The organism is Pseudomonas sp. R3.Fl (assembly GCF_023516765.1).
Taxonomy (GTDB): domain Bacteria; phylum Pseudomonadota; class Gammaproteobacteria; order Pseudomonadales; family Pseudomonadaceae; genus Pseudomonas; species Pseudomonas citronellolis.
This window is the reverse complement of the sequence record NZ_JAMGSO010000001.1, coordinates 7467197-7489896: the sequence shown is the minus strand read 5'-3', so window position 1 is coordinate 7489896 and position 22700 is coordinate 7467197. Positions and strand designations below refer to the sequence as shown.

The window sequence follows — 22700 nt, the reverse complement described above, 5'->3', positions numbered from 1 at the left end:
GTCATGCCTATTGATGCGTATGTGGGCAAGCCTGGTCACGGTAAAAGTTATGGCGTTGTCCAACACGTGATTATTCCGTCGCTTAAACAGGGGCGGCATGTGGTAACGAATATCCCGCTGCAGGTGGATATGCTGCTGGAAGACTTCCCGCAGGGCTCTATCGATCAATTGCCGGCTGACTGGGATAAGCGTGACGACTTGGCGGACCTGGCTCCTCCGGGTTCTGTTCTGGTGCTCGATGAACTTTGGCGGCGTTGGCCGTCCGGGTTAAAGGCAACTGCCGTGCGCGAACAAGATAAGGCGCTGCTGGCCGAACATCGGCACCGTGTCGATAAGAACAATAAGTCGATGCGTATTGTGTTGGTCACCCAGGACCTGAGTCAGATTGCGTCGTTTGCCAGGGCGCTGATTGAGCAAACTTATCGGGTGGTAAAGAAGACTAAGAAGGCGTACCGCGTTGATATCTACAGCGGTGCGGCGACGGGGGATCGTCCGCCTAAGAGTCAGATGCAGCGGCAGTCGTTCGGCACGTATAAGCCCGAGGTCTACCGTTACTACAAGTCCGCCACGCAAAGCGAAACGGGCGACGTGGGCGACGAATCCAAGGCCGATAACCGCGGCAACATCTGGCGTTCGCCGGCTCTGTGGGGCCTGGTGGTGGCCATCCCTGTGCTGGTCCTGCCCGGCGTCTGGGGCGTGCATCGGTTCTTCGATCCGGAGGCGCGTGGTCTGCACGTGCAGAGCGAGCTCGTGAACCCGCCGCCAGCTGCTGCAGCGCCGGTACAGCAGGTGAGGGCGTCTGCCGATCGTGTTGTACAGGCGGTGACGGGTGTTTCGGTCAGCGGCGCGGCGCCTATGAGTGCGACCTGGCGCGTCGCCGGCTGGCTTGGCTGCTCGGTGCCGGTCGAGGGCGATCCGTCCAGGGTGAAGCCCTGCGGGGCCTCTGTGACCGGTGCTGGCTCGGTTAGTCGCACGTCGAGCGTTGTGCTGACGGATGGCTCGTCCAGGCGAATCGTGCCGATGGCTGAGTGCCGCTGGATTGAGCGTGACTTGTACGTGCTCTGCGATGTGGACGGCGAACGAGTGACGCCCTGGACCGGTCGCGGCGCGGTGACGAAGGTCGTGGATCCGGAGGCCTCTGTGCAGGCCCGGCAATCGGCTGTGAGCAGCGAGCGGAGCGACCTGCGATCAGCCGATGCCAGGCCGGTTCCTGCATCCGTTCAGCGGCCCTCGACGCCGCACGCTACAGCGACAGTCGTAACCGTTGTGCCGGACAGCGAATATGCTTCGCGTCCCTGGAGAGGCCAGGATGATTGAGCCTGCAGACGTGTTCGTTACGGCGTGCCTGGCGGCGCCGTTGCTGGTCCTGAACATCCTGGCGGTTTCCGAGGCGCTGGGCTTCATCGCTCGGTGCCTAGGCTTCGCATAATGTATATTATGTTAAATTAGGTATATGCCATGAATCCCTGAGCCAACCCTGGCTTGCTTGCGACTGCTCGAATTTGAAACTATTTGGCTCGGATCTCGCCTCCTCGCTTGGCTCTGGTAGCTAAAAAATTTTCGAACGCTTCCCTGAGCTCAATTTCCTGCTGCTCAGTGCGGAGCTTCCCGCCGTTCATGTCAGGAGCCTCAAATAAGTGGAATTCCATTCCTTCCCACTGAGATCCTGGACTTCGTCGATCAGGACTTCGTCGTAAAGACATTCCAGCCTGCATAGTAATGTCGGGTCTGCCTTTCGCGTACTGTCCGGGACGACCTTCGAAGCTAAAACCCCCTACCCGCTGCCTGGGAATTTGAACGGCAAGAACGGCTTGGCGAAGTGGCGCAGCAAGAAGGTGTACCAGCCCAAGACCTCCAGGTTGTGGCGATCACCGGCCTGAGAGCCGAGGCGATAGCCAGAGTTAGGTGGTACCGATATTCACACCAGTCATCTCCGCACATCCCTCCCTCGAATAGCTGGAAGCATGCCCTTGACCTTAAAGCCAGCTTCAATCTTAGGGTGCGCATAAAAGCCCTGCTGTAAAAACCATCGCTGAACAGTGCCGACGTACGAAAGGCTGCGACAGATGGGCTTCGCGCCGGACGTCCCGGCATACGTGACGGCCCAGGGCCAGGCAGTTCGCAGATTGATCTTCATTCACAGTTCAAGGAAACATCATGCAAACCGTTCTAGGAGCAACCGGCCAGATCGCCATGGAGTTGGCCCGAGAACTGCGCCGTACCTATACGGACGACATAAGGCTCGTCAGCCGTAAGCCCCTCAAAATCAACGACTCCGACGCTCTGGTGGCGGCCGATCTGCTTGATGCCGATCAGGCAGCCAAGGCGGTCAAGGGCAGCAGCATCGTCTACTTCACGGCTGGTCTACCGCCGGATACCCAACTGTGGGAAACGCAGTTCCCGGTGATGCTGCGCAACTCGCTCGATGCAGCGCGAGCGGCCAAGGCCAAGTTCGTCTATTTCGACAACACCTACATGTATCCGCAGGATGACCGCATGCTGACCGAGAACGCTCCGTTCGAGCCCGTCGGCCGCAAGGGCCGGGTGCGCGCGCAGATGGCATCCATGGTGCAGCAGGAGATGCAGCGAGGGGACATCCCGGTGGTGATTGGCCGTGCCCCTGAGTTCTATGGGCCCGGCAAGACGCAGAGCATCACCAACACCCTGGTCATCGACAACATCAGGGCCGGCAAGACGCCCCGCGTGCCCGTGCGGGACGATACCAAGCGCACGCTCATCTGGACCCCGGATGCAAGCCGGGCGCTGGCTGCCCTGGGGAACGCATCGGACACGTTCGGGCAGACCTGGCACCTGCCCTGCGACGACGAGCGCCTCACCTACAAGCAATTCGTCGCCCTGGCGTCCGAGATCTTTGGCCGGGAGCCTTCCTACAAGGTTCTCGGCAAATGGACACTGACGGCTGTTGGCCTGATATCCAAGCAGGTCCGTGAATTGCGGGAACTGCTGCCGCGGTACGAGCACGACAACCTGTTCGACTCCTCTAGGTACAAGCAGCGTTTCCCCGATTTCAAGGTCACGACTTATCGCCAGGGGCTCACTCAGATCCTGGCCGACTCTGGCCGCAGCTAAGCCAGGAAAGACCGCCATGACTGTAGCCTCCTGCGCGATGTGCTCCATGTCTATAGGGGAAAGGTGCAGAGCACCAGGGCTCATTATCTTCCCCCTTTTCTCCATGAGGGAATCAAATGAACACCGACGCCAAGAACGTCGTTATAACCGGCGCCAGCTCTGGACTTGGGGCCGGTATGGCCAGGGGGTTCGCAGCGCGTGGCTACAACCTGGCGCTGTGCGCGAGACGAGTCGATCGGCTTGAGGATCTACGGCGAGAATTGATCGCACGCTACGATGTCAGGATTGAATTGCGTGCTCTGGACGTGAACAACCATGCCGATGTCTTTCAAGTCTTCCGAGAGTTTCAACAACTCTTCGGGCACATCGATCGCATCGTCGTGAATGCGGGAGTCGGTGAGGGGCGTCGCATTGGAACGGGGCACTTCGACATCAACCGGCGGACTGCCGAAACCAACTTCATTGCGGCACTGGCTCAATGCGAGGCGGCTGTAGAAATCTTTCGCCAACAGAACTTCGGCCACCTGGTCAATATATCCTCCATGAGCGCAGTGCGAGGGCTTCCCAAGCATCTGACCACCTATGCCGCGAGCAAGGCCGCCCTCGCCCACCTGACCGAAGGCATCCGCGCAGAGCTGCTTTCGACACCCATCCGCGTCAGCGCGATCTTCCCTGGCTACATTCGCACCGAGCTCAATGCGGGCGCAAAGCGGCTACCCTTCGAGGTCGACGAAGAAACCGGATGTCGAGCCTTGGTGGCCGCTATCGAGCGAAAGCCCGCAACAGCCTATGTTCCTGCATGGCCATGGGCATTTCTTGGGGCTTTCATGCGGTTTCTTCCCCTGCGCTGGATAGTGAAGCTCAATTGATGTGAGCGACGTAACGGAACTTGAACGCACTAATCAATCCGCAGGGGACCTGACTCCGGCAGCCGGCTCACCAGGTCGGCACCGACCAGCTTCGCCGGCGTGTAAGCGCCGCCGGCGGGTTGATGCGTCATCAGGTATTCGACCACCGTCAGCGAGCCGGTGATGGTCAGGCTGTAGCCGTTCGCCGTGCGGATGCGCGCAGTTTTCCTTTCACCCCGTGCATTGACGGCCTCGCCCCAGACGAAGGTGGGCTGCAGTGCGCGTTTTTCCTCGCTGGGGCCCTTCACCGTCCTGGCGATGCGCGCCTTGATCAGCCTTTGCACCCAGCCTATTCCCAGCAACGGCCGGATATAGTTGGCGCGCCTGGCGCTGGCGATCATGCGCGGTGAGCCGGGAATGAACACTTCGATATTGGGGATGCCGGTGGTGTGGTAGGCGGTGGATACGTCGCCCCAGGGGATCGTCATCGCCTCCTTCTCGCCGTCGCCGAAATCGATCCGGCGCACCTTGTAGGCCAGCGGCACGCTGACTATCCGGCCGTCGCGGCGCACCTTGCCGCCCTGCGCCAGGCCTTCGACCGAGGTCTTGGCAGTGCCGGGCGAGAAGCCCGAGCGCGAATCGAACCCCAGCGCCAGATGCGTGGCGTCGGGCAGCGCCGCCTTCAGCGCAGCGGCAACGCAGTCCGTCGGGATGACGTCGAAGCCCACGCCGGGGCAAAGCACCACACCGGCTTGCTGCGCACGGCCATTCAACGACTGCGCCAGCTCGAACACGGCGATCTCGCCGGTAATATCCAGGTAGTGCGCGCCAGCGCGCAAACAGGCTTCCATCATGGGCGCGGCGGTGGCCGAGAACGGGCCCGCACAGTTCAGCACCAGCGAGTGCCCCTGGATCTGCCCGGCCAGCGCTGAGGCATCGTCAAGCCCGAACGCACGGGCCTGCAGACCAAGCTCGCGTGCCAGCGCCTCGACACGTTCCCGGCTCCGGCCGGCCAGCACCGGCTTGAGCCCTCGCCGAGCGGCCTCGCGGGCAATCAGCTCCCCGGTGTACCCATTCGCACCGTAGATCATCCAGCGCATCGCTGCAGGCGTACTGTTTTGCGCACTCATGACATCGTTCCTGATTCGTTAATGTTCCAGAGCCTAAATGACCTGCCCATGGGACAGGGGCAACTCGACGAGCACCGTCATCGAGGGCCGGGATTGGCGCCTGCAACACCGTAACCTTGAAGTAAACTTCAATGTCAAGCCAGGTCCCTCCCATACCCCACCCATCCACTCGGAGGATTGGATAGCGCCCGGACAGGCTTGACCTTCAATCGAGGTTGAAGGTGAACATGCTTGCGCGCTGTTGAAAGCGAGCATTGAAGGAATTGAGGATGAGGCTGAAGACTATTTTTTCCGTTGCTGTGGCGGCTCTGGCCGGAATGTTTGTTTCATTGAGCAATGCGGAGCCAACCCCGGCTGGCGCAGTGACAGACAATCGACAAATCCTCGTGATCGTTACCAATCACTCCCGCTATCCGTCCAGGGCCGACACAACGGGACTTTGGCTGACCGAGCTGACGCATTTCACCGATGTCGTCGAAGCCGCGGGCTACTCCACCGTGTTTGCCAGCCCCAAAGGCGGCAAGACTCCGCTGGACGAACGCAGCATGGGGTGGCTGTACATGGATGAGTCGGCCCGGCAGCACATGAAGTCGCCGGCATTTCGCTTGCGCCTCGCCAACACGGTACCGGTCGCCAATGTCGACCCGAGCCAGTTCAGTGCCATTTATTTCACGGGCGGCCATGGTGTCATGTGGGACTTCCCGGACAATCCGGACCTTCAGCGCGCCGCCGAAAAAATCTATGCCCGGGGAGGCGTCGTTGCAGCGGTCTGCCACGGTGTGGCCGGGTTGGTGGGTGTAAAGGACGACAAGGGAAACATTCTGATCAAGGACAGGACCGTCACCGGCTTCTCCAATCGCGAGGAACTACTGTCGGGAATGAGGAGCCAGGTGCCGTTCTTCCTCGAAGACCGGCTCGTCGCTCAGGGCGCTCGGTATCAGAAAGCCTGGCTGCCTTTCACGTCCTACGTGGTAACCGACGGCAGGCTGGTTACCGGCCAGAATCCTCAGTCAGCAGAGGCGGTGGCAAAAGCGGTGGTCACTCTCCTCGCCAGCCGGCAGATGAAACACTGATGCAAGTCCGCTGCGCTCTGGATCGATAGGTCCAGAGCGCAGCGCAACTATGCGAGCAGCGGAGCTTGGGTGCCACCCTCCCCCAGAACGGACACCAAGAACTCAGCCTGGATGTCCAGGTTCCTGCTCAGGTGCGGCTCCAGATAGGGTTCGAAATGGTTGCTGTCGAGGGTGACGACCGTCACATCCGGGTTGCCGGCATTTCGTACCGACTGCTCATCGAATGGCGCGATCGTATCGCGGCTGCCGCCAATGACCAGGGTGCGGGAGGCTATCCGGCGCATCGAGTCGATTGGACGATATCCCAGCATGGTCAGGACAGAGCGTGCGGCGATGTAGTTCGGTGCGCCCGGGCCATACAGCTCGGCACTCGCCGCCTTGGCGCCGGCGGCTCCATCTCGCGTCATGGTAGCGAAGCCACCTTCATCGGCCACGATGGGTATGTACAGTGGATTCCCTCCCCTGAAGACATCCCGCACCGCGTGCAACAGGATGCGAATTCGTGAGCGCAATGGGGTACGGCGGGACGCTGCCTTGCCATCGAGCATGGGCACTTGAGCAATGATTCCTTTCAGCTCGGGATGTCGCTCCCCTACGGTGAAAGCGATGCCTGCACCCAGGGATGACCCCCACAGGAAGATCGAGTCGCAAGCCACTTCTGGCTGAAGGGACAGGTGCTGAAGAGCGGCTTCTGCATCCGCGATGCGGTCGGGTACCGAAATCACATGCCGCGGCTCCCCCGAGCTTTCCCCCCCAGCAGCGGAAATCAAAGGTCATCACGGCACACCCCAATTGCAGGAATCGGTCTCGGAACGGTGGTAGGAAAGAAGTCTGCACGCCACCCCAGCCATACATCAGCAGGATGGCAGGAACCTTGTTGGAACGACTGGCGCCGTCAGGGAGATAGACCGTTGCAGCGCAGCGCTCTCCCTGGCTGATGAAGCTGCTTTTTCTCATGCTCATGGAGTGAGGACCTTGGAGGGGGGGATTGCGGGACCGCCAACATCACACCGGGCAGGACTCCCCTGCCCTGCTCCAGCGCCAGTTGCTACCAGGCGCCACGACACAGGCGACAGCCAAGACCTGGTCGACCTGCAAGTGATATCTGCGGCATTCATCCGCCGCTTTAGTCGAAAACCTTCAGCGCGGTTGGCAGGTTCAGTACGATCTGCGCGTCCTTGACCACATCCAGGCGCAGCACCTTGGTAGCTCCCAACCCATCGAGCAGTTGGCTCAGCGGACCGCCGTTGCGCACCAGATTCACCTCCTTAGGCAGCAGGCGCTGGGCGAAGGACAGGGTGTTGGTCTGCACCTGCGTCTGATGCCACTGGCCGTCGACCAGGTGCACCATGGTCGTGGTTCCCATGCGCGACTGTGGCTGAACGTTCTGTAGAACTGGAAGAGGCGCGTTCAGGGACAGGTCCGGCAGCCCCTTGGGCCCTGCTATGCGGGCGGTCACATCAGTGCCGATGTTCATCTCGATATCTGCACGCCACTTGGGCAGTTGGTAACCGTGCACGCCGCGCACCCTGGCAATCTCGGTGGTCACGGGCAATGCCAGTACATGCGCGACGAAGCTGCGTCGCCGAATGGAATCGAGCAGCTCCAGGGCATGGGGCTTCCGGCTACCGGGCCGGCGAATGACGATGGCGACGGATACTTCGTCGTAGGGATCGTTATCGCAAACCGAGTACGAGAAGAAGGTCAGCGCCACCAGGCCGTAGCCGGGCAACGCGCGGAGCGGCTCCAGCGGCATCGGCAGGGTCGCCTTCAGCCGGTCGATGGGCGCGAGAAAAAGCAGCTGGATGCTGCTTGAGCGGTAATAGAAATTCGGGGCCCACGTCGGCCCGACCCTGGAGGCGACCAGTTGCTTAGGGATTCTACGGAAGAAATCGATGTTGCCGGCTGCCGGGTCGCGCGCGACCTCGTCGAGGTTCGGGTTCATTCGGTAGCGGTCGTAGTAGCCACCGGCAAGTACCTCGACCTTCTGCGATCCGAATTCGACTTCAGTGAAGCGCCTGCTCATGTTCATTGACCTTCCTCGATGATTGCCTTGGCAGATGGTTCGGGTGCCGGGCCACACAGGCCTGCCGCAATCACTCTAAGGTTCAACCAAGCTTCAAGGTCAAGGGAGCCTGGCCTTATTGCCTGCATTCACACGGCTTATCGAGCCCGCGCGCCGGAGCCGTTGAACGCCTTTCCCCCGCCCACCTGAAGGCACGCGAGGGGTAAACATGAATACATTCCTGGGTTCCAGCGCGCGCTTTATGCGCCCAAACCGCTGAGCAGCCTGATCGGCAAGGAAGGACTGGTCGGCCCGGCAAGCCGTTTCGATGGAAGCCAGGCAGCATGCCCGGCTTTTCTGGGGCCGGGGCTCATTCGACGGAAGCGCTACGGCCCTTGGTCTGTTTGCGGGGCCGCATTGTCACACTGCCCTCTTGGCGCAGACGCTCCAGCACCCGCTGGGTATTGTCTGCGCACTGCATCCCTTCCGGCTTGCTCTCGATGCCCTCAATGGCCACCAGCAGCTGTGCCTTGTTCTGCTCCAGGCGCTTCTGCAGCACCTCGATCTCGCCCACCTTGCGCCTGAGGCCCTCCAGCAGCTCGCCATGCTGCCAGCCACTGGCGTTCAGCGGCAGCAAGGGGCGGATCTCCTCCAGCGAGAAGCCCGCGCTCTGGGCACCGGTGATGATCTCCAGGATCACCAGCGTCTCCGGCGCGTAGTCGCGGTAGCCATTGGCCTTGCGCTCCACCGAGTTGATCAGGCCACTGGCCTCGTAGAAGCGAATGCGCGAAGGCGCCAGCCCACTGAGCTTCGCCAGCTCTCCAATTCTCATGCAGCACCCTCGAAAAAAGCGTTGACCTTAAAGCTTACTTTAAACCTACAGTGATTGGACGGCCAAGCGATGGGGCGTTCACGCGGTGTCGCATCGTTGGTCGCCGAACTCCACCTCACACAGGAGATGCGAACATGGGATACGTCACCACGAAGGACGGGGTTGAAATCTTCTACAAAGACTGGGGCCCGCGGGACGCCCAGGTAATCCACTTCCACCATGGTTGGCCGCTCAGTGCCGACGATTGGGATGCCCAGATGCTCTTCTTCCTGGCCAACGGCTTCCGCGTCGTCGCCCACGACCGCCGCGGGCACGGGCGTTCGAGCCAGGTGTGGGACGGCCACGACATGGATCACTACGCCGACGACGTGGCCGCGGTAGTCGATCACCTCGGCACCCGGGGCGCGGTTCACGTCGGCCACTCCACCGGCGGCGGCGAAGTCGTCCACTACATCGCCCGCCATGGCGAGGACCGTGTTTCCAAGGCCGCCATCATCAGTGCCGTCCCGCCGCTGATGGTGAAGACCGATAGCAATCCTGGTGGCCTGCCCAAGCAGGTATTCGACGACCTGCAGGCCCAGCTCGCGGCCAACCGCGCGCAGTTCTACTACGACGTGCCCGCAGGCCCCTTCTACGGCTACAACCGCCCAGGCGCGAAGCCCTCGGAAGGCATCATCTGGAACTGGTGGCGCCAGGGCATGATGGGCTGCGCCAAGGCCCACTACGACGGCATAGTCGCGTTCTCGCAGACGGACTTCACCGAGGACCTGAAGAAAATCACCATCCCGGTCCTGGTGATGCATGGCGACGACGACCAGATCGTCCCCTATGAGGACTCTGGCCTGCTCTCGGCGAAGCTGCTCCGGAACGGCACGCTGAAGACCTACTCCGGCTTCCCCCACGGGATGCCGACCACCCAGGCCGATACGATCAACGCCGACCTGCTCGCCTTCATACGCGGCTGACAAGCCCGGGAGCCAGGTGCACATATCCTGGCTCCCCTTCTTTCCTGGCCGATCAGACCAGCGTCAGCTCCGCCCCCTCCCAACGACCCGTGGTCAGATCAGCCATTCCCACGCTGCGTCAATGCTTATACCGAGGTTCGCAATATGAACGCGCCCAACATTCCTTCCCATATGACAGCCATTGAGATCAGCCGCCCGGGAGGACCGGATGTTCTGGTCCCGGTCCAGCGGCCCACTCCTCGTCCGAGTGAAAGGGAAGTGCTGATCAAGGTGCATGCCGCCGGCGTGAATGGGCCTGACGTCCTCCAGCGCAAAGGTCTCTATGATCCGCCTCCTGGCGCCTCGGATATTCCCGGGCTCGAAATATCCGGCGAAATCGTGGCGCTGGGCGCCGAGGTAAGAAATTTCGCCATCGGTGACAAGGTGATGGCCCTGGTTCCCGGTGGCGGCTACGCCCAGTACGCCGTTGCAGACGAGCGCACCACTCTCCATCTGCCCGAAGGCTTGAGTCTGGAAGAAGCGGCAGCCTTGCCGGAAACCTTCATGACCGTCTGGACCAACCTGTTCCAGAGAGGGCAGTTCAAGGCCGGGGAATCGGTGCTGATCCATGGCGGCGCTTCCGGAATCGGCACAACGGCCACCATGCTGGCCAGAGCTTTCGGTGCCTCGCAGATCTTCACCACGGTGAAGAACGAGGAACAGCAGGCCGCCAGCCGGTCTCTGGGCTCGGATCACCCCATCGACTACACCCGGCAGGATTTCGTGGAAGAGGTCATGCGCGAGACCGGGGGACGAGGCGTCGACGTGGTGGTCGACATCATCGGCGGGGACTACGTCGATCGAAACTTCCAGGCAGCGGCCATGAACGGCCGCATCGTTCAGATCGGGCTGATCAAAGGGCCCGCGGCCACCGTCAATTACTTCCAGATGCTGGTGAAGCGCCTGACACATATCGGCTCGACCCTGCGCTCCCGAACCCACGATGAGAAAAAGGCAATCATCGATGAGCTCGAGAGCCAGGTCTGGCCCCATGTACGCAAGGGGGAAGTCAAACCCCTGCTTTGCAAGACCTTCGGCCTCACGCAGGCTCGTGCGGCGCATGAAATGATGGACGCCAGTCAGCACATCGGGAAGATCATCCTGACCGTCGAGGCCTGACGATCGCGGTCGGCTCGTTCCCCGTCATGATCCAGGCTCGCCTCCCTGCCACAGCTATTGCTGGCAGGGAGGCCTGCCTTAGAGCGCAGAGCAGGAATGGCCACCGTCGACAACGATTTCCGCGCCGGTCATGCTCCGGCCGGCCTCCGAAGCCAGTAGCAGAAGCGCCCCGTCCAGATCCTCGTAGGTACAGAACTGCCCGGAGGGAATGCGCTTTCTCAGGCGTTCGCCTGCATCGCTGGCAAGAAAGTCCTGGTTCAGTTCGGTCACCACATAGCCCGGGGCTATCGCGTTGACCCGGATGCGGTGACGGGCAAGCTCCAGGGCCATGGAGCGCGTCAGGTGACCCAGACCGGCCTTGGCCGCGCAGTATGGCCCGACCCCGCCGCCTACACGCGAGGCGAGAATCGAGGTGATGTTGATCAGGCTGCCGCCACGCCCCGCAGCCACCATCCTGCGTGCCGCCTCCTGCGCAACGACCCAGGCGCCCTTGAGATTGGTATCCAGTACCGCATCCCAGTCACTGTCCTCGTAGTCGAGGACACGCTTCGTGTTACTGACGCCGGCGTTGTTGACGACGATATCGAGCCCTGCCAGGTCCCATTGGATGCTGTCCAGGCACGCATTGACCGATTCGCGCGAGGTGACGTCGAGCTCATACGCCGTTGCCTCCAGTCCCTGCTCGCGCAACTCGAGAACAAACGCGTCAAGGCGATCGAGTCGCCGCGCGGCGACTGCCACGTGGGCGCCAGCCACTGCCAGGGTTCGAGCGAAGTGCCTGCCGAGCCCGCTGGAAGCCCCCGTCACCAGGGCGCGTTTGCCGCTGAGGTTGAACAGTTGGTTCATCGCCCGCCTCCGCTCACCCGATCCAGAATCTTGCGGGCCAGGCTCATGCGGTGGACTTCGTTCGGGCCGTCATAGATCCTGAAGGCTCGCGCGTCACGGAAGATCCGGTCGACGATGGCCTCGCTAGTGACGCCCTGCCCGCCCAGCACCTGGACGCTACGGTCGATGACCCGCCAGATGCCTTCCGAGCTGATGACCTTGGCCATGCTGGATTCAACGTTGCCCCGCTCCCCCTGGTCCAGCACCCAGGCGCAATGCCAGATGGCCAGGCGCGTGGTCAGCAGGTCCATTTCGTTGTCGGCGAGCATGAACCCAACCCCCTGGTGCTCGCCAAGTTTCTTGCCGAAAGACTCCCTGCGGCTGGCGTAGCGGCAGGCAACCTCATGGGCGCGGCGAGCCTGCCCCAGCCATCGCATGCAATGAGTCAGCCGGGCAGGCGCCAGGCGAACCTGGGCATAGCGAAACCCCTTGCCCACTTCACCCAGCACATCGCTGGCAGGGACTCGCAGATTCTCGAAGCGCAAGACGGCATGGCCACCGGTGAAGCAGCTATCCAGCGAATCCATCATCCGCTCGAGAATGAACCCCGGGCGGTTGGTATCGGTGAGGAACATGGTCGCGTGACCCTCCTCGGTACGCGCCATGATGATGGCGAAGCCTGCGCCATCGGCGCCGGTGATCAGCCACTTGTGGCCGTTGATGATGAAATCGTCGCCGTCGCGAACCGCGGTGGTGGTCAGCATCGATGGATCCGAACCTGCGCCAGGCGAGGGTTCGGTCATGGCGAAACAGGAACGGATGTGGCCCTGCGCGAGCGGACGCAGCCAGCGGTCTTTTTGCGCCGGCGTTGCGACCACCTCCATCAGGTGGATGTTGCCTTCGTCGGGGGCATGGATATTCATTGCGGTGGGACCGAGCGGCGAGTAGCCAGCCTCTTCGAACACAACCGCCTTGGCGACGTGCGACAAGCCCTGGCCGCCCATCTCGGCAGAGGCATGCGGGGTCAGCAACCCCCAGGCACGCGCCCTCTCGACCAACGCTTGCCGCAGCTCATCCGAGGGGCCGTGGGAGCTCTGGCGAGGGTCGTTCTCCATGGGAATGACTTCTTCTGCGATGAAGTCGCGCACACGTTTCTGCAGGGATTGGAGCTCTTCGGGAAGGGAGAAATTCATGGATGGTTCCTGTCATCGGGAAGATCAGGCCGTCAGGCTTTCCGGCTGGATAGCCCTGAAGAGGTTTTCCAGAACGGTGTCGTGGATCCCTGCCTTGTGAGGGCTATAGGGGGTGTAGTTGAGCGTACGGATGACGGCGCCGAGCAATTGGCCGTCCCGGGTATCGATGTCCAGCACGTTCAGGCACGCGGGGTCCTGTTCGAACGCAGCGATCGCGCCGAGCCCCAGGCCGGTGGCCCAGCTCAGGATCACGCGGTTGACGGCGTCGTGGCTGACGATCAGGACGCTCTGCCATGACGGGTCCTGGATGAGACTCTGGAAAAGGCCGAGGATGCGTGACTGGAATTCGTCCCAGCGCTCTCCGCCGAGAAAGCGGGCATTCACGGCACCGGCATTCCGATAAGCGCCCAGCACCTGCTCGGGCAGCGACTCGCGCTCCAGTTCGCGCAGGCGACCGGCACGTATTTCGCGTAGTTCGGGCAGAGACTCGAAGGGTACGCCATGGCCCGGCAATATCAGCTCGAGCGTCTGCCTCGCACGGGGGTAATCGGAGCACAGGGCCCTGTCAACGCGAGCATCCTGCAGCACCTGGCCGAGCGCCCATGCCTGCTGCGCCCCTTTCTGCGAGAGCGGAACATTGCGCGGGTCCAGGGGTTTGCCTTGCTCATCGAAATACTCGACATGCCCGTGGCGGACCAGGTAGCAACGGCGTCGACGCACACCGGCGAAGGCTTCAGCGGCCATGGTTCAGGACCTTGGGGTTGCTGACACTCAGCCGGGCCTCGGTGATCGCGGTCAGCGCTTGCTGCAAGCTCGCCTGCCCGGCTCTCGGCCGGTCGAAGTCTCCCTGGCGGATCAGCTTCACGAGTGCGCCCAAGGCCCGCTCGTGAGGCAGATGGGGAATGCCCTGTGGTTCCAGCACATGATCCAGCGCGTGGCTCTCCAGGTCGGCGACCTGTTCTCCAAGCTCCAGCTCTCGGACGGCGATCGCCAGCGCATTGGCAACCATCCTGCATTGGTAATGCAGTTCGCTCGGCAGCGAGGGAAGCAACGCTTCCAGCACGGTGCTACGGGCGGCTACCAGTAGATCCACTGCATTCGGGGCAATCATGGCCGGGCTCCTGTGAGAGAAAGGATCTCGTATTCCAGTTCCGGGATCAGTCGCCCGGTCAGGGCCAGCTCCAGCGAGCGCTGCTGTCCGGTGAGATGCCGCTGCGCCTGTTGCAGCGCGATCAAGGCCCAGCGGACATGGGCCATCAGCTGCCAGAACCGGAGTTCTTCCAGCGTCGGGCGCAAGCCCGAAACACTCGAATACCCTTCGAGAAAATCGTCCAGTTGCCCGATGCCGCCGGCCTCCCGGTCCGGCCGGGCGAAACGCCAGCAGCGCGCGGTGAACCAGCCCAGGTCCTCACGGGGATCGCCCCACCCCGCGAACTCCCAGTCCAGCACGCCGACCAGACGCCCCTGGTCCACCATGTAGTTGCCAGTGCGGTAATCGCGATGAATCAGCCTTGGCGCAAGCGCGTCCGGCCGGTTCAGCTCGCACCAGCGCAAACCCCATTCGATGACGGGGTGGGCAATGGGCAACTCATCGAGGTATTGGCGGTAGAGATCGATATCGCGCTGAATCGGATCGATGGCGGCCGCATGCAGGAAATCGAGTTCAGCATGGTCGGGCTTCACTTCATGGAGCAACGCAAGGTTGGCACCAAGCTCCCGGCAAAGGTCTCTCCGCGCCGGTTCGAGGGCCTTGTCCGTCGTGAGCCGGAAGCCGCTGGCGGTCCCCTCCAGAGCCGCCATGAGAAAGAAGTCGCGCCCCAGTATCCCGGGGTCACGGCATAGCCAAAGCGGGTCCGGTACCGTGACGCCGGCCTGGTGTACCGCCTGCAATACGGCGAACTCCTGGGCTCGCCCCATGCTGACGGCAACCGTTGACGGCGCATCCGTACGCAACACCCAGCGCTTCTCGATCGGTTCCCCATGCACCAGGACGCTGGCGCTCAGTAACCAGTTTTCCTGGATGGCACCGCCGGAGAGCCGTTCGCAGGATTCGATTTCGACATGCTCGTAGGCAAACTGGCAGGCCAGGCGGGCTGCCAAGGGCGCCAGAGCCGAGGGGACATCGATTCGGGGAAGATCGGAGTTGGGGGCTGAAGGGCTATGCATGGATAAAGCTTGCTCTGGTTTGTGACGTGCAAGAGGCAGAGCAAGAGCCGTTCCAGCTGCAGAAAATCTATATTTTCCTATTAAAAATCAGATGCTTATGAATTCGCGCGATTGATAAGGAGTCTTCCCTGCTGGATTGTTCGTTGCAATTCTGAAACCTTGATTGCAGGTTGGAAAATGAATTGCACGAGACTCCCCATGGCCACAGAGCAGCATTACCTACCCCGCATCGTCGCCCTCATCAACCATCTCCGCACTCCCCATGGCCCCAACAGCATGTCCCGCATCGTCGAGAAGGTCGTGCCCCTCTACAGCCAGCGGGCCCACGTGGAGATCGTCGAAACGACCATCGATGAGCTGCGCCAGATCGGCAAGGCCCTGGAAGGCCGGCAGGATGTCGACATCATCATCTGTTCGGGCGCAACCGCGGATTACCTCCGGCGACATATCTCCACCGCGATCCTGTCGATTCGCATGGGCGAATACGATCTGATCCGGGCGCTGGACATCGCCAAGGCGCGGGCGACGAAAGTCGGCATCGTCAGCTTCCAGCGGGGCCACCCGGAAATCGACGCCATGGCCTCGCTGTTCACCGTCGACGTGCGCCAGGCCACCTACACCAACCTGAATGAAGTCCAGGAACAGATTCGCCGGCTGGTCGATGAGGGTTATCGGGTGATCGTCGGCTCCTCGACCGCTGTCGAAATCGCAGAGGCGGCCGGCGCCCAGGGCGTCCTGGCATTGAACGAAGACGCCGTGAAGAGAGCGCTCGATGAGGCCCTGGCGATCTGCCGCAGCAGGTCCCAGGCCCTCATCCAGCAACAGTGGCTGAACGCCGTGCTGCGAAACCTCAACGACGGCGTGATCGCCGTGGATGCCAAGGGTATCGTCCAGTCACTGAATCCCCGGATGGCACAGATGCTCGGCGTCACCATCGAATGGGCGCAGGAACGCCCATTCGCCGAAGTCATGCCCGACCTGGACATCAGCCTTGCCATCGGCCAGGGCGAAAGCGACGAAAGCCGGATCATTCGCGCCGGTGGGCGGGTGCTGGCAGCCAACGTCACGCCGATCATCGAACATGGCAAAGCGAATGGCGTGGTGGTCTCCTGCCAGGAAACGAACACGATCCAGCGCGCGGACCGGAGAATCCGCAGCCAGGCCCGCCCCCGGCAATTCACCGCTCGATATCGCTTTGATCAGCTACTCGGCCAGGCGCCGGGGTTTCGCACGGTGCTGGAACTGGCTCGGCGCTACGCCGGTACGGACTCCACCGTGCTGATCACCGGCGAAAGCGGGACCGGAAAGGAGTTGCTCGCACAAAGCCTGCACAATGCGAGCCCCCGACAACCGGGGCCCTTCGTGGCGATCAACTGCGCAGCCTTTCCGGAGACGCTATTGGAAAGCGAACTGTTCGGCTACGAAGAGGGCGCGTTCACCGGCTCTCGCAAGGGCGGGAAGTCCGGCCTGATCGAGGCCGCGCACACTGGGACCCTGTTCCTGGATGAAATCGGCGATATGCCGGTGACCCTGCAAACCCGCTTGTTGCGTGTGCTGCAGGAACGAGAGGTCCTGCGTCTCGGCGCCTCGGAGCCCACGCCCGTGGATATCCGCATCGTAGCCGCGACCCATTGCGACCTGCGGGCCCGGGTGGCCGATGGCCGCTTTCGCGAAGACCTCTATTACCGGCTGAACATTCTTCGCCTCGCCGTCCCTCCTCTCAGGGAGCGCCCGGAAGACATCCAACTGCTGGCCGGCTCGATCCTGCGCAAGCTTTCGCTCGCGCCGGAACACATTCTTGCCGGGCAAGCGGTTCTGGATGAACTGATGCCATACCTTCAGGCTTACCGTTGGCCCGGCAACATTCGCGAACTGGAAAACCTGGTGGAGCGCGCGGCACTTTCCGCCCAGGCGATGGGCGCCAGCAGCGTCGCATTGTCCACCTTGTTCCCCGAGTTGCTCGAAGACAGCCTGTGCCCCTCCTCCCCGCCATCCGCCGACGCTCCGCAGTTGGACCTGCGGAGCGTCGGCAAGGCCAGCGAAATCGCCCACGCGCGCAAGGTGCTCGAAGCATGCAACGGGGACATGGACGAGGCCGCCCGGCAACTTGGCATCAGCCGGACCACGCTCTGGCGCCGCCTCCGCACTTGAGCCGTGGCAATGCAGAAATGAAACCTCGCGGCGGCGAGTTCATTACAGAATTGAAATCGACGCGGAGCCAAGCGGCCCGACTCAAGTCGTAGCCTGATCGGGAATGCGTTTTATCCAATTGAAATGAAATGAGTTTCTGCCGCCGGGAAGGATCCGGACAGGCAATGGCACACCCCTTGCTCAACCCTCTGCCAAAGGCTGCGAGTCGCCCCTCGATGCCTGCGGATAGCCAAACAAGAAAAAGGCGGAGGTTGCCTGTGCAAGGTTTGATGATGAACTTCAACCTCGGTATTGCCGCAATCATGCGGCATGCCCTCCAGGTTGCAGCGGATACCGAGATCGTTTCCCTGTTCGCCGATGGCCGTGTGCATCGCTACCGCTATGCGCAAGCCTTCGCGCGAGCCGCGCGGCTGGCGAATGCGCTCGACGATCTGGCCTGCCCGCCCAATGCGAGGGTAGGCACCCTGGCCTGGAACGATCATCGTCATTTCGAACTGCACTACGCGGTTCCCTGTTCCGGACGCGTCTGCCACACCATCAACCCCAAGCTCTTCCCCGAGCAGATCCGGTTCATCATCCGCCATGCGCAAGACGACCTGCTGTTCATCGACCCGCAGTTCATCCCCCTTGTCGAAGGGCTTCGCGATGAGCTTCCATCGGTGCGGCATTTCATCGCCCTTTGTGGCGAAGACGAATTGCCGGCCAGCACCCTTCCCAACCTCCTGAGCTACGAACGCCTGCTGTCCCGGGCGAGCGAGGCCTGCGACTGGCCGGAGATCGACGAACGCCAGGCCAGCGGCCTCTGCTACACCTCCGGCACGACCGGCGATCCCAAGGGGGTGTTGACCAGCCACCGCAGCGCCGTCCTGCACAGCATGTCGCAGAACATGGCGGACAAGGTGGGACTGCGCGCCGTGGACGTGGTGATGCCGATGGTTCCCATGTTCCATGTCAACGCCTGGGGCATGCCCTACACCTCGGTGATGGCCGGAGCCAAGCTGGTATTGCCGGGCCCCAACGTGGGCGACGCGGCGAAGATGATCCGCTTGATCAACGAGGAAGGCGTCACCTTCTCGCTGGCCGTTCCGACGATCTGGGCGAACATCAGCCAGCAGCTGGCCGCTGGAGGTGGTGCGATACCGACCTTGAGAAGGGCCGTTACCGGTGGCGCCGCCTGCCCCCTTTCCCTGCTCGAGGCCATGGCCCGCCATGGTGTCGTTCTGGAGAATGGCTGGGGCATGACGGAGCTCAACCCGCTGGGTAGCTACAACCGCCACCAGCCCTGGTACGAGGAGCTCGACCCCGATGCCCGCGGCGAGCAATCGCTCAAGTCGGGGCGCCCGCTGTTTGGCGTGGAGATGCGTATCGTCGACGACGCCGGGCAGGTTCTTCCTCACGATGGACTGACCTCGGGCGTGCTGCAGGTGCGCGGTCCCTGGGTACGCAGTGGCTATTTCGGCCAGGACGGCTCGGACGACTGGTTCGATACCGGCGACATGGCCACCCTCGATCCGCGTGGATACATGCAGATAACCGATCGCATCAAGGACGTCATCAAGTCCGGCGGCGAATGGATCTGCTCCGTGGAAATCGAGAATGCCGTGATGGCGCACCCCCTGGTGGCCGAAGCCGCGGTGATCGGGGTACCGCACCCGCGCTGGAGCGAGCGTCCCCTCCTGGTGGTGGTGCCGCGCTGCCGCGAAACGGCGCCCAGCCACCAGGAGCTGATCGGCTTCCTGGACGGCAAGGTGCCCAAGTGGTGGATCCCCGATGCCAGCGAGCTGCTGGACGCGTTGCCGCTTACCGCCACCGGCAAGATCAGCAAGAAAACCTTGCGCGAGCGCTACACCGACTACAGCTGGCGCTGAACTCCCCTCCTGATAACGGCCCGTCCATACGGGCCGATGGATCGCCCTACAACAAAAACAAGTGGAGGCTCCATGACCATCCCCCCCAAAAGCCATACCGATCATTACCGGCGAATTCGCCAGGATCCGAAGTTCATCGCCCTTAGCCGTGCGCGTGGCCGTACCAGTTGGTGGCTGACGATCGTGGTGCTGAGCGGCTACTTCCTCTTCATGGGCGTTGCCGCAAGCGATCCCCAACTCCTTCATCGTCCTCTCTACCCTTCCAGCCACATCAGCCTTGGCATTCCCCTGGGCGCCTTGCTGATCGTTGCCGGATGGTCGCTGACAGGCTGGTACGTGCATCGAGCCAACAACCACTACGACCGCCTCAACCAAAGCATCATCCAGGAGAGCCAGGAATGAAACGAATCTGCGCAGCCTGCCTGATCGCCCTGCCGCTCTTCGCCCACGCCAGCGAGGCCGGCCGTCAGGAGCCCAACCTGAACGCCATTGCGATGTTCGTGCTATTCGTGGGCATCACCCTGCTGATCACCTGGTGGGCGGCGCGGCGCACCCGGTCCGCGCATGACTTCTACACGGCCGGAGGTGGCATCACCGGTCTGCAGAACGGGCTGGCCATCGCCGGCGACTACATGTCGGCCTCCACCTTGCTGGGCATCTCCAGCATGGTGTTCGCCAAAGGCTACGATGGCATGATCTACGTCACCGGCTTCTTCGTCGGCTGGCCGGTGCTGACCTTCCTGATGGCCGAGCGCCTGCGCAACCTGGGCCGCTACACCTTCGCCGACATCGTCTCCTATCGGCTCGACCAGCGCAGGATCCGCATACTGGCGGCCTGCGGCTCGCTGACGGTGGTGAGCTGCTACCTGCTGCTGCAGATGGTCGGCGCCGGGCAACTGATCAAGCTTCTATTCGGCCTGGACTATAACGTCGCCGTGGTAGTGGTCGGTGTGCTGATGCTGGTTTACGTGGTGTTCGGCGGAATGCTGGCCACGACCTGGGTCCAGATCACCAAGGCCGTTCTTTTGCTCGCCGGTGGCACCACGCTCATGCTGCTGGCCCTGGAGCGGTTCGATTTCAGCCTGGAAACCCTGGCCCGGCGCGCGGTGGAAAGCCATGCCAATGGCTGGAGCATCATGGGGCCGGGCAGCATGCTGGCCAACCCGGTCAATGTGGCCTCCATGGCCATAGGCCTGGTGTTCGGCCTGGCTGGCCTGCCCCACATCATGATGCGCTTCTTCACCGTGCCCAATGCGCGGGAAGCCCGTAAATCGGTGCTCTACGCATCCGGCTTCATCGGCTTCTTCTTCCTGGTGGTCTGCGTGCTCGGCTACTCCTCCATCGTCATCGTCGGCACCGACCCGCAGTACTTCGTCGATGGCAAGCTGGGTGGAGCCTTGCTTGGGGGCGGCAATATGGTCGCTATGCACCTCGCCAAGGCCGTTGGCGGGAATCTGTTCCTCGGCTTCATCTCGGCGGTGGCCTTCGCCACCATACTGGCCGTCGTTGCCGGCCTCACCCTGGCGGGCGCCTCGACCATCTCCCACGACCTCTACGGCATGGTCTACAAGCGCGGCCAGGCCAGCGAAGCGCAAGAGATGCGCATTTCCCGCTTCGCCGTGCTCGGGCTCGGGGTGCTGGCTATCGCGCTGGGCATGCTCTTCGAGCAGGTGAACATCGCCTTCCTGGTGGGGTTGACCTTCGGCATCGCCGCATCGGCCAACTTCCCGGTGCTGATAATGGCCATGTACTGGAAGGGGCTGACCACCCGCGGCGCCATCTGGGGTGGGCTGAGCGGGCTGATCGCGGCGCTCGTGCTGGTCGTTCTTTCCCCCACCGTATGGGTGACAGTGCTTGGCCATGCCAAGGCCCTGTTCCCCTATGACCACCCGGCGTTGTTCGCCATGCCCCTGGCCTTCGGCATGATAGTGGTGGTCTCGAAGCTCGACCGCAGCGCACGTGCCGATAGGGACCGAGAGGGTTTCGAGGATCAACGGGTTCGCGCCGAAACGGGCCTGGGTATCGCCACAGCGCTCAGCCACTGAGCCCCTGACCGGGGAGCGAAAAATCGTCCGGCGTGGAGGGGAACCGGTCGCCCTCCACGCCCGGGCGACCGCGCGCCCCGAGCATCATCAGATGCCGTCGCGCGCCAGATCCATCGCGAAGTAGGTCAGGATCAGATCGGCCCCTGCGCGCTTGATGGCGCCGATGCTTTCGCGCATCACGCGTCCTTCGTCGATGGCGCCGGCCAGGCCAGCGAACTTGATCATCGCGTACTCGCCACTGACCTGGTAGGCCGCCAGGGGCAGGCGCGATGCGGCGCGGATGTCGGCAATCACATCGAGGTAAGCGCCGGCCGGCTTGACCATCAGCGCGTCCGCCCCTTCCTGCTCGTCCAGCAGAGACTCGCGCACCGCCTCCCGACGGTTCATCGGGTTCATCTGGTAGCCCTTGCGATCGCCCTTGAGCGCGGTGCCACCGGCCTCGCGGAATGGGCCATAGAGCGAGGAGGCGAACTTGGTCGAGTAGGCCATGATCGCCGTGTCGTGGAAGCCCGCGGCATCCAGGGCGTTGCGGATGGCCTGGACCTGCCCGTCCATTGCAGCGGACGGAGCGATGAAGTCGGCACCGGCAGCCGCGGCGACCACAGCCTGCTTGCCCAGGTTGGCCAGCGTGGCGTCGTTGTCCACCCCGTGCTCATGCAGCACGCCACAGTGGCCGTGGCTGGTGTATTCGCAGAAGCAGGTGTCGGACATGACCAGCATTTCCGGCGCGGTGTCCTTGCAGATGCGCGCCATGCGCGCCACCAGGCCGCTCTCGTTCCAGGTGTCGGAGCCAGTCTCGTCGAGGTGGTGCGAGACGCCGAAGGTCATCACCGAGCGGATGCCGGCGCGGGCGTAACGCTCGATCTCGCGGGCGAGCAGTTTCTCGGGGATACGATTGACCCCCGGCATGCTGGCGATGGGCACGAAGTCGTCGATGCCCTCCTCGACGAAGATCGGCAGGATGAGGTCATCGAGACGGAATTCGGTTTCCTGGAAGAGTGTGCGCAGGGATTCGTTTCGGCGCAGGCGGCGCGGACGGATGATGGGGAACGCGGGCATGAATACTCCAAAGGGTTTTTCCTAGCCAAAACCTTAAGTCGAGAACGCGTCGCGAGAAAAGGGACCATGACGAGAAACACCTTTGCAGGCTGGGTAATGGCCCCAGGCACCGGCGGCCTGAGGTTTGGCTACCCAATCTGTTCCAGGGTGGGCCCAGCACCCTTTCAGCCTTTGACGGCCGCCCTTTTCCATCGAGGGCTAACGCAACGATTGCCTCCGTGGCGGCAGAGTCCATAGCGTACTGGTGAGTTGAACGGGTGAGTTTCATTCGCTTCAGTTGGTAAATCCAAAT

General features: G+C 62.5%; 20 protein-coding genes. 10 read left to right on the top strand and 10 right to left on the bottom strand.

The window, feature by feature from the left end; genetic code table 11:
- Positions 1 to 3: 3 nt before the first annotated feature.
- From M8R19_RS32955 to M8R19_RS32945, 3 genes are all read left to right on the top strand, one after another.
- Positions 4 to 1317, top strand: a complete 1314-nt coding sequence (locus M8R19_RS32955; protein ID WP_249916641.1) for a zonular occludens toxin domain-containing protein — start codon at positions 4 to 6, stop codon at positions 1315 to 1317.
- Between the two features lie 840 nt (positions 1318 to 2157).
- The gene (locus tag M8R19_RS32950; RefSeq protein WP_249920114.1) at positions 2158 to 3090 is read left to right on the top strand and encodes an NAD-dependent epimerase/dehydratase family protein; all 933 of its coding nucleotides are present in this window, start codon (positions 2158 to 2160) and stop codon (positions 3088 to 3090) included.
- Positions 3091 to 3206: 116 nt separating this feature from the next.
- On the top strand, positions 3207 to 3959 hold the full coding sequence (locus tag M8R19_RS32945; RefSeq protein ID WP_249920113.1) for an SDR family oxidoreductase: 753 nt from the start codon (positions 3207 to 3209) through the stop codon (positions 3957 to 3959).
- Between the two features lie 29 nt (positions 3960 to 3988).
- Here M8R19_RS32945 and M8R19_RS32940 read toward each other — a convergent pair whose 3' ends face one another.
- Positions 3989 to 5068 carry a saccharopine dehydrogenase family protein gene (locus M8R19_RS32940; protein WP_249920112.1) on the bottom strand — a complete coding sequence of 360 codons (1080 nt, stop codon included), beginning with the start codon at positions 5066 to 5068 and terminating at the stop codon, positions 3989 to 3991.
- Between the two features lie 317 nt (positions 5069 to 5385).
- On the opposite strand from M8R19_RS32940, the gene M8R19_RS32935 reads away from it, so the two are divergent.
- Entirely contained in the window at positions 5386 to 6141 is a 756-nt protein-coding gene (locus tag M8R19_RS32935) for a type 1 glutamine amidotransferase domain-containing protein (RefSeq protein ID WP_370311599.1), read from the top strand.
- A 47-nt stretch (positions 6142 to 6188) separates the two neighbouring features.
- Here the strand turns inward: M8R19_RS32935 and M8R19_RS32930 are convergent, their stop codons facing one another.
- The 3 genes from M8R19_RS32930 to M8R19_RS32920 all read right to left on the bottom strand — a co-directional run bounded on the left by M8R19_RS32930 (position 6189) and on the right by M8R19_RS32920 (position 8978).
- Positions 6189 to 6911, bottom strand: coding sequence for an alpha/beta hydrolase (locus M8R19_RS32930; protein WP_283939534.1), 723 nt, complete (start codon positions 6909 to 6911; stop codon positions 6189 to 6191).
- A 356-nt stretch (positions 6912 to 7267) separates the two neighbouring features.
- A complete protein-coding gene (locus M8R19_RS32925) occupies positions 7268 to 8173 on the bottom strand; it encodes an acetoacetate decarboxylase (protein ID WP_249920109.1) in 906 nt (301 codons plus the stop codon).
- A 343-nt stretch (positions 8174 to 8516) separates the two neighbouring features.
- The gene (locus M8R19_RS32920; RefSeq protein WP_074983790.1) at positions 8517 to 8978 is read right to left on the bottom strand and encodes a MerR family transcriptional regulator; all 462 of its coding nucleotides are present in this window, start codon (positions 8976 to 8978) and stop codon (positions 8517 to 8519) included.
- A 134-nt stretch (positions 8979 to 9112) separates the two neighbouring features.
- On the opposite strand from M8R19_RS32920, the gene M8R19_RS32915 reads away from it, so the two are divergent.
- On the top strand, positions 9113 to 9943 hold the full coding sequence (locus M8R19_RS32915; protein ID WP_249920108.1) for an alpha/beta fold hydrolase: 831 nt from the start codon (positions 9113 to 9115) through the stop codon (positions 9941 to 9943).
- 171 nt (positions 9944 to 10114) lie between these two features.
- A complete protein-coding gene (locus M8R19_RS32910) occupies positions 10115 to 11101 on the top strand; it encodes an NAD(P)H-quinone oxidoreductase (protein WP_074983795.1) in 987 nt (328 codons plus the stop codon).
- Positions 11102 to 11179: 78 nt separating this feature from the next.
- On the opposite strand, the gene M8R19_RS32905 is transcribed toward M8R19_RS32910, so the two are convergent.
- Genes M8R19_RS32905 through M8R19_RS32885 form a run of 5 tightly spaced genes read right to left on the bottom strand, consistent with a single transcriptional unit; the run spans position 11180 to position 15285 of the window.
- Positions 11180 to 11947, bottom strand: coding sequence for an SDR family NAD(P)-dependent oxidoreductase (locus M8R19_RS32905; RefSeq protein ID WP_249920107.1), 768 nt, complete (start codon positions 11945 to 11947; stop codon positions 11180 to 11182).
- Complete coding sequence (locus M8R19_RS32900; protein ID WP_074983798.1) at positions 11944 to 13119, bottom strand: acyl-CoA dehydrogenase family protein; 1176 nt, start codon at positions 13117 to 13119, stop codon at positions 11944 to 11946. Before M8R19_RS32900 ends, M8R19_RS32905 begins: the two co-directional genes overlap by 4 nt.
- Before the next feature lie 24 nt (positions 13120 to 13143).
- Positions 13144 to 13863, bottom strand: a complete 720-nt coding sequence (locus M8R19_RS32895) for a histidine phosphatase family protein (protein ID WP_249920106.1) — start codon at positions 13861 to 13863, stop codon at positions 13144 to 13146.
- A complete protein-coding gene (locus M8R19_RS32890) occupies positions 13853 to 14230 on the bottom strand; it encodes a DUF6285 domain-containing protein (protein ID WP_249920105.1) in 378 nt (125 codons plus the stop codon). The genes M8R19_RS32895 and M8R19_RS32890 overlap by 11 nt, the downstream gene beginning before the upstream one ends.
- Complete coding sequence (locus M8R19_RS32885; RefSeq protein WP_116424529.1) at positions 14227 to 15285, bottom strand: phosphotransferase family protein; 1059 nt, start codon at positions 15283 to 15285, stop codon at positions 14227 to 14229. The genes M8R19_RS32890 and M8R19_RS32885 overlap by 4 nt, the downstream gene beginning before the upstream one ends.
- A gap of 198 nt (positions 15286 to 15483) precedes the next feature.
- Here M8R19_RS32885 and prpR point away from each other — a divergent pair, with 198 nt between their 5' ends.
- From prpR to M8R19_RS32865, 4 genes are all read left to right on the top strand, one after another.
- Positions 15484 to 17436 carry a propionate catabolism operon regulatory protein PrpR gene (gene prpR, locus M8R19_RS32880; protein WP_083426835.1) on the top strand — a complete coding sequence of 651 codons (1953 nt, stop codon included), beginning with the start codon at positions 15484 to 15486 and terminating at the stop codon, positions 17434 to 17436.
- Positions 17437 to 17708: 272 nt separating this feature from the next.
- Positions 17709 to 19304 carry a long-chain fatty acid--CoA ligase gene (locus M8R19_RS32875; protein WP_210147054.1) on the top strand — a complete coding sequence of 532 codons (1596 nt, stop codon included), beginning with the start codon at positions 17709 to 17711 and terminating at the stop codon, positions 19302 to 19304.
- Positions 19305 to 19376: 72 nt separating this feature from the next.
- Complete coding sequence (locus tag M8R19_RS32870; protein ID WP_074983811.1) at positions 19377 to 19706, top strand: DUF485 domain-containing protein; 330 nt, start codon at positions 19377 to 19379, stop codon at positions 19704 to 19706.
- The gene (locus tag M8R19_RS32865; RefSeq protein ID WP_074983813.1) at positions 19703 to 21349 is read left to right on the top strand and encodes a cation acetate symporter; all 1647 of its coding nucleotides are present in this window, start codon (positions 19703 to 19705) and stop codon (positions 21347 to 21349) included. Before M8R19_RS32870 ends, M8R19_RS32865 begins: the two co-directional genes overlap by 4 nt.
- A gap of 87 nt (positions 21350 to 21436) precedes the next feature.
- Here the strand turns inward: M8R19_RS32865 and hemB are convergent, their stop codons facing one another.
- Positions 21437 to 22408, bottom strand: coding sequence for a porphobilinogen synthase (gene hemB, locus M8R19_RS32860; RefSeq protein WP_074983815.1), 972 nt, complete (start codon positions 22406 to 22408; stop codon positions 21437 to 21439).
- Between the last annotated feature and the right edge of the window lie 292 nt (positions 22409 to 22700).

What these genes read in the sequence shown, in the direction of transcription:
- hemB (WP_074983815.1), bottom strand. Translation starts at nt 22,408, where the DNA reads ATGCCCGCGTTCCCCATCATCCGTCCGCGCCGCCTGCGCCGAAACGAA.
- M8R19_RS32945 (WP_249920113.1), top strand. Translation starts at nt 3,207, where the DNA reads ATGAACACCGACGCCAAGAACGTCGTTATAACCGGCGCCAGCTCTGGA.
- M8R19_RS32875 (WP_210147054.1), top strand. Translation starts at nt 17,709, where the DNA reads ATGAACTTCAACCTCGGTATTGCCGCAATCATGCGGCATGCCCTCCAG.
- M8R19_RS32935 (WP_370311599.1), top strand. Translation starts at nt 5,386, where the DNA reads ATGTTTGTTTCATTGAGCAATGCGGAGCCAACCCCGGCTGGCGCAGTG.
- M8R19_RS32895 (WP_249920106.1), bottom strand. Translation starts at nt 13,863, where the DNA reads ATGGCCGCTGAAGCCTTCGCCGGTGTGCGTCGACGCCGTTGCTACCTG.
- M8R19_RS32905 (WP_249920107.1), bottom strand. Translation starts at nt 11,947, where the DNA reads ATGAACCAACTGTTCAACCTCAGCGGCAAACGCGCCCTGGTGACGGGG.
- M8R19_RS32900 (WP_074983798.1), bottom strand. Translation starts at nt 13,119, where the DNA reads ATGAATTTCTCCCTTCCCGAAGAGCTCCAATCCCTGCAGAAACGTGTG.
- M8R19_RS32870 (WP_074983811.1), top strand. Translation starts at nt 19,377, where the DNA reads ATGACCATCCCCCCCAAAAGCCATACCGATCATTACCGGCGAATTCGC.
- M8R19_RS32865 (WP_074983813.1), top strand. Translation starts at nt 19,703, where the DNA reads ATGAAACGAATCTGCGCAGCCTGCCTGATCGCCCTGCCGCTCTTCGCC.
- M8R19_RS32885 (WP_116424529.1), bottom strand. Translation starts at nt 15,285, where the DNA reads ATGCATAGCCCTTCAGCCCCCAACTCCGATCTTCCCCGAATCGATGTC.
- M8R19_RS32950 (WP_249920114.1), top strand. Translation starts at nt 2,158, where the DNA reads ATGCAAACCGTTCTAGGAGCAACCGGCCAGATCGCCATGGAGTTGGCC.
- M8R19_RS32955 (WP_249916641.1), top strand. Translation starts at nt 4, where the DNA reads ATGCCTATTGATGCGTATGTGGGCAAGCCTGGTCACGGTAAAAGTTAT.
- M8R19_RS32915 (WP_249920108.1), top strand. Translation starts at nt 9,113, where the DNA reads ATGGGATACGTCACCACGAAGGACGGGGTTGAAATCTTCTACAAAGAC.
- prpR (WP_083426835.1), top strand. Translation starts at nt 15,484, where the DNA reads ATGGCCACAGAGCAGCATTACCTACCCCGCATCGTCGCCCTCATCAAC.
- M8R19_RS32940 (WP_249920112.1), bottom strand. Translation starts at nt 5,068, where the DNA reads ATGAGTGCGCAAAACAGTACGCCTGCAGCGATGCGCTGGATGATCTAC.
- M8R19_RS32920 (WP_074983790.1), bottom strand. Translation starts at nt 8,978, where the DNA reads ATGAGAATTGGAGAGCTGGCGAAGCTCAGTGGGCTGGCGCCTTCGCGC.
- M8R19_RS32910 (WP_074983795.1), top strand. Translation starts at nt 10,115, where the DNA reads ATGACAGCCATTGAGATCAGCCGCCCGGGAGGACCGGATGTTCTGGTC.
- M8R19_RS32925 (WP_249920109.1), bottom strand. Translation starts at nt 8,173, where the DNA reads ATGAACATGAGCAGGCGCTTCACTGAAGTCGAATTCGGATCGCAGAAG.
- M8R19_RS32890 (WP_249920105.1), bottom strand. Translation starts at nt 14,230, where the DNA reads ATGATTGCCCCGAATGCAGTGGATCTACTGGTAGCCGCCCGTAGCACC.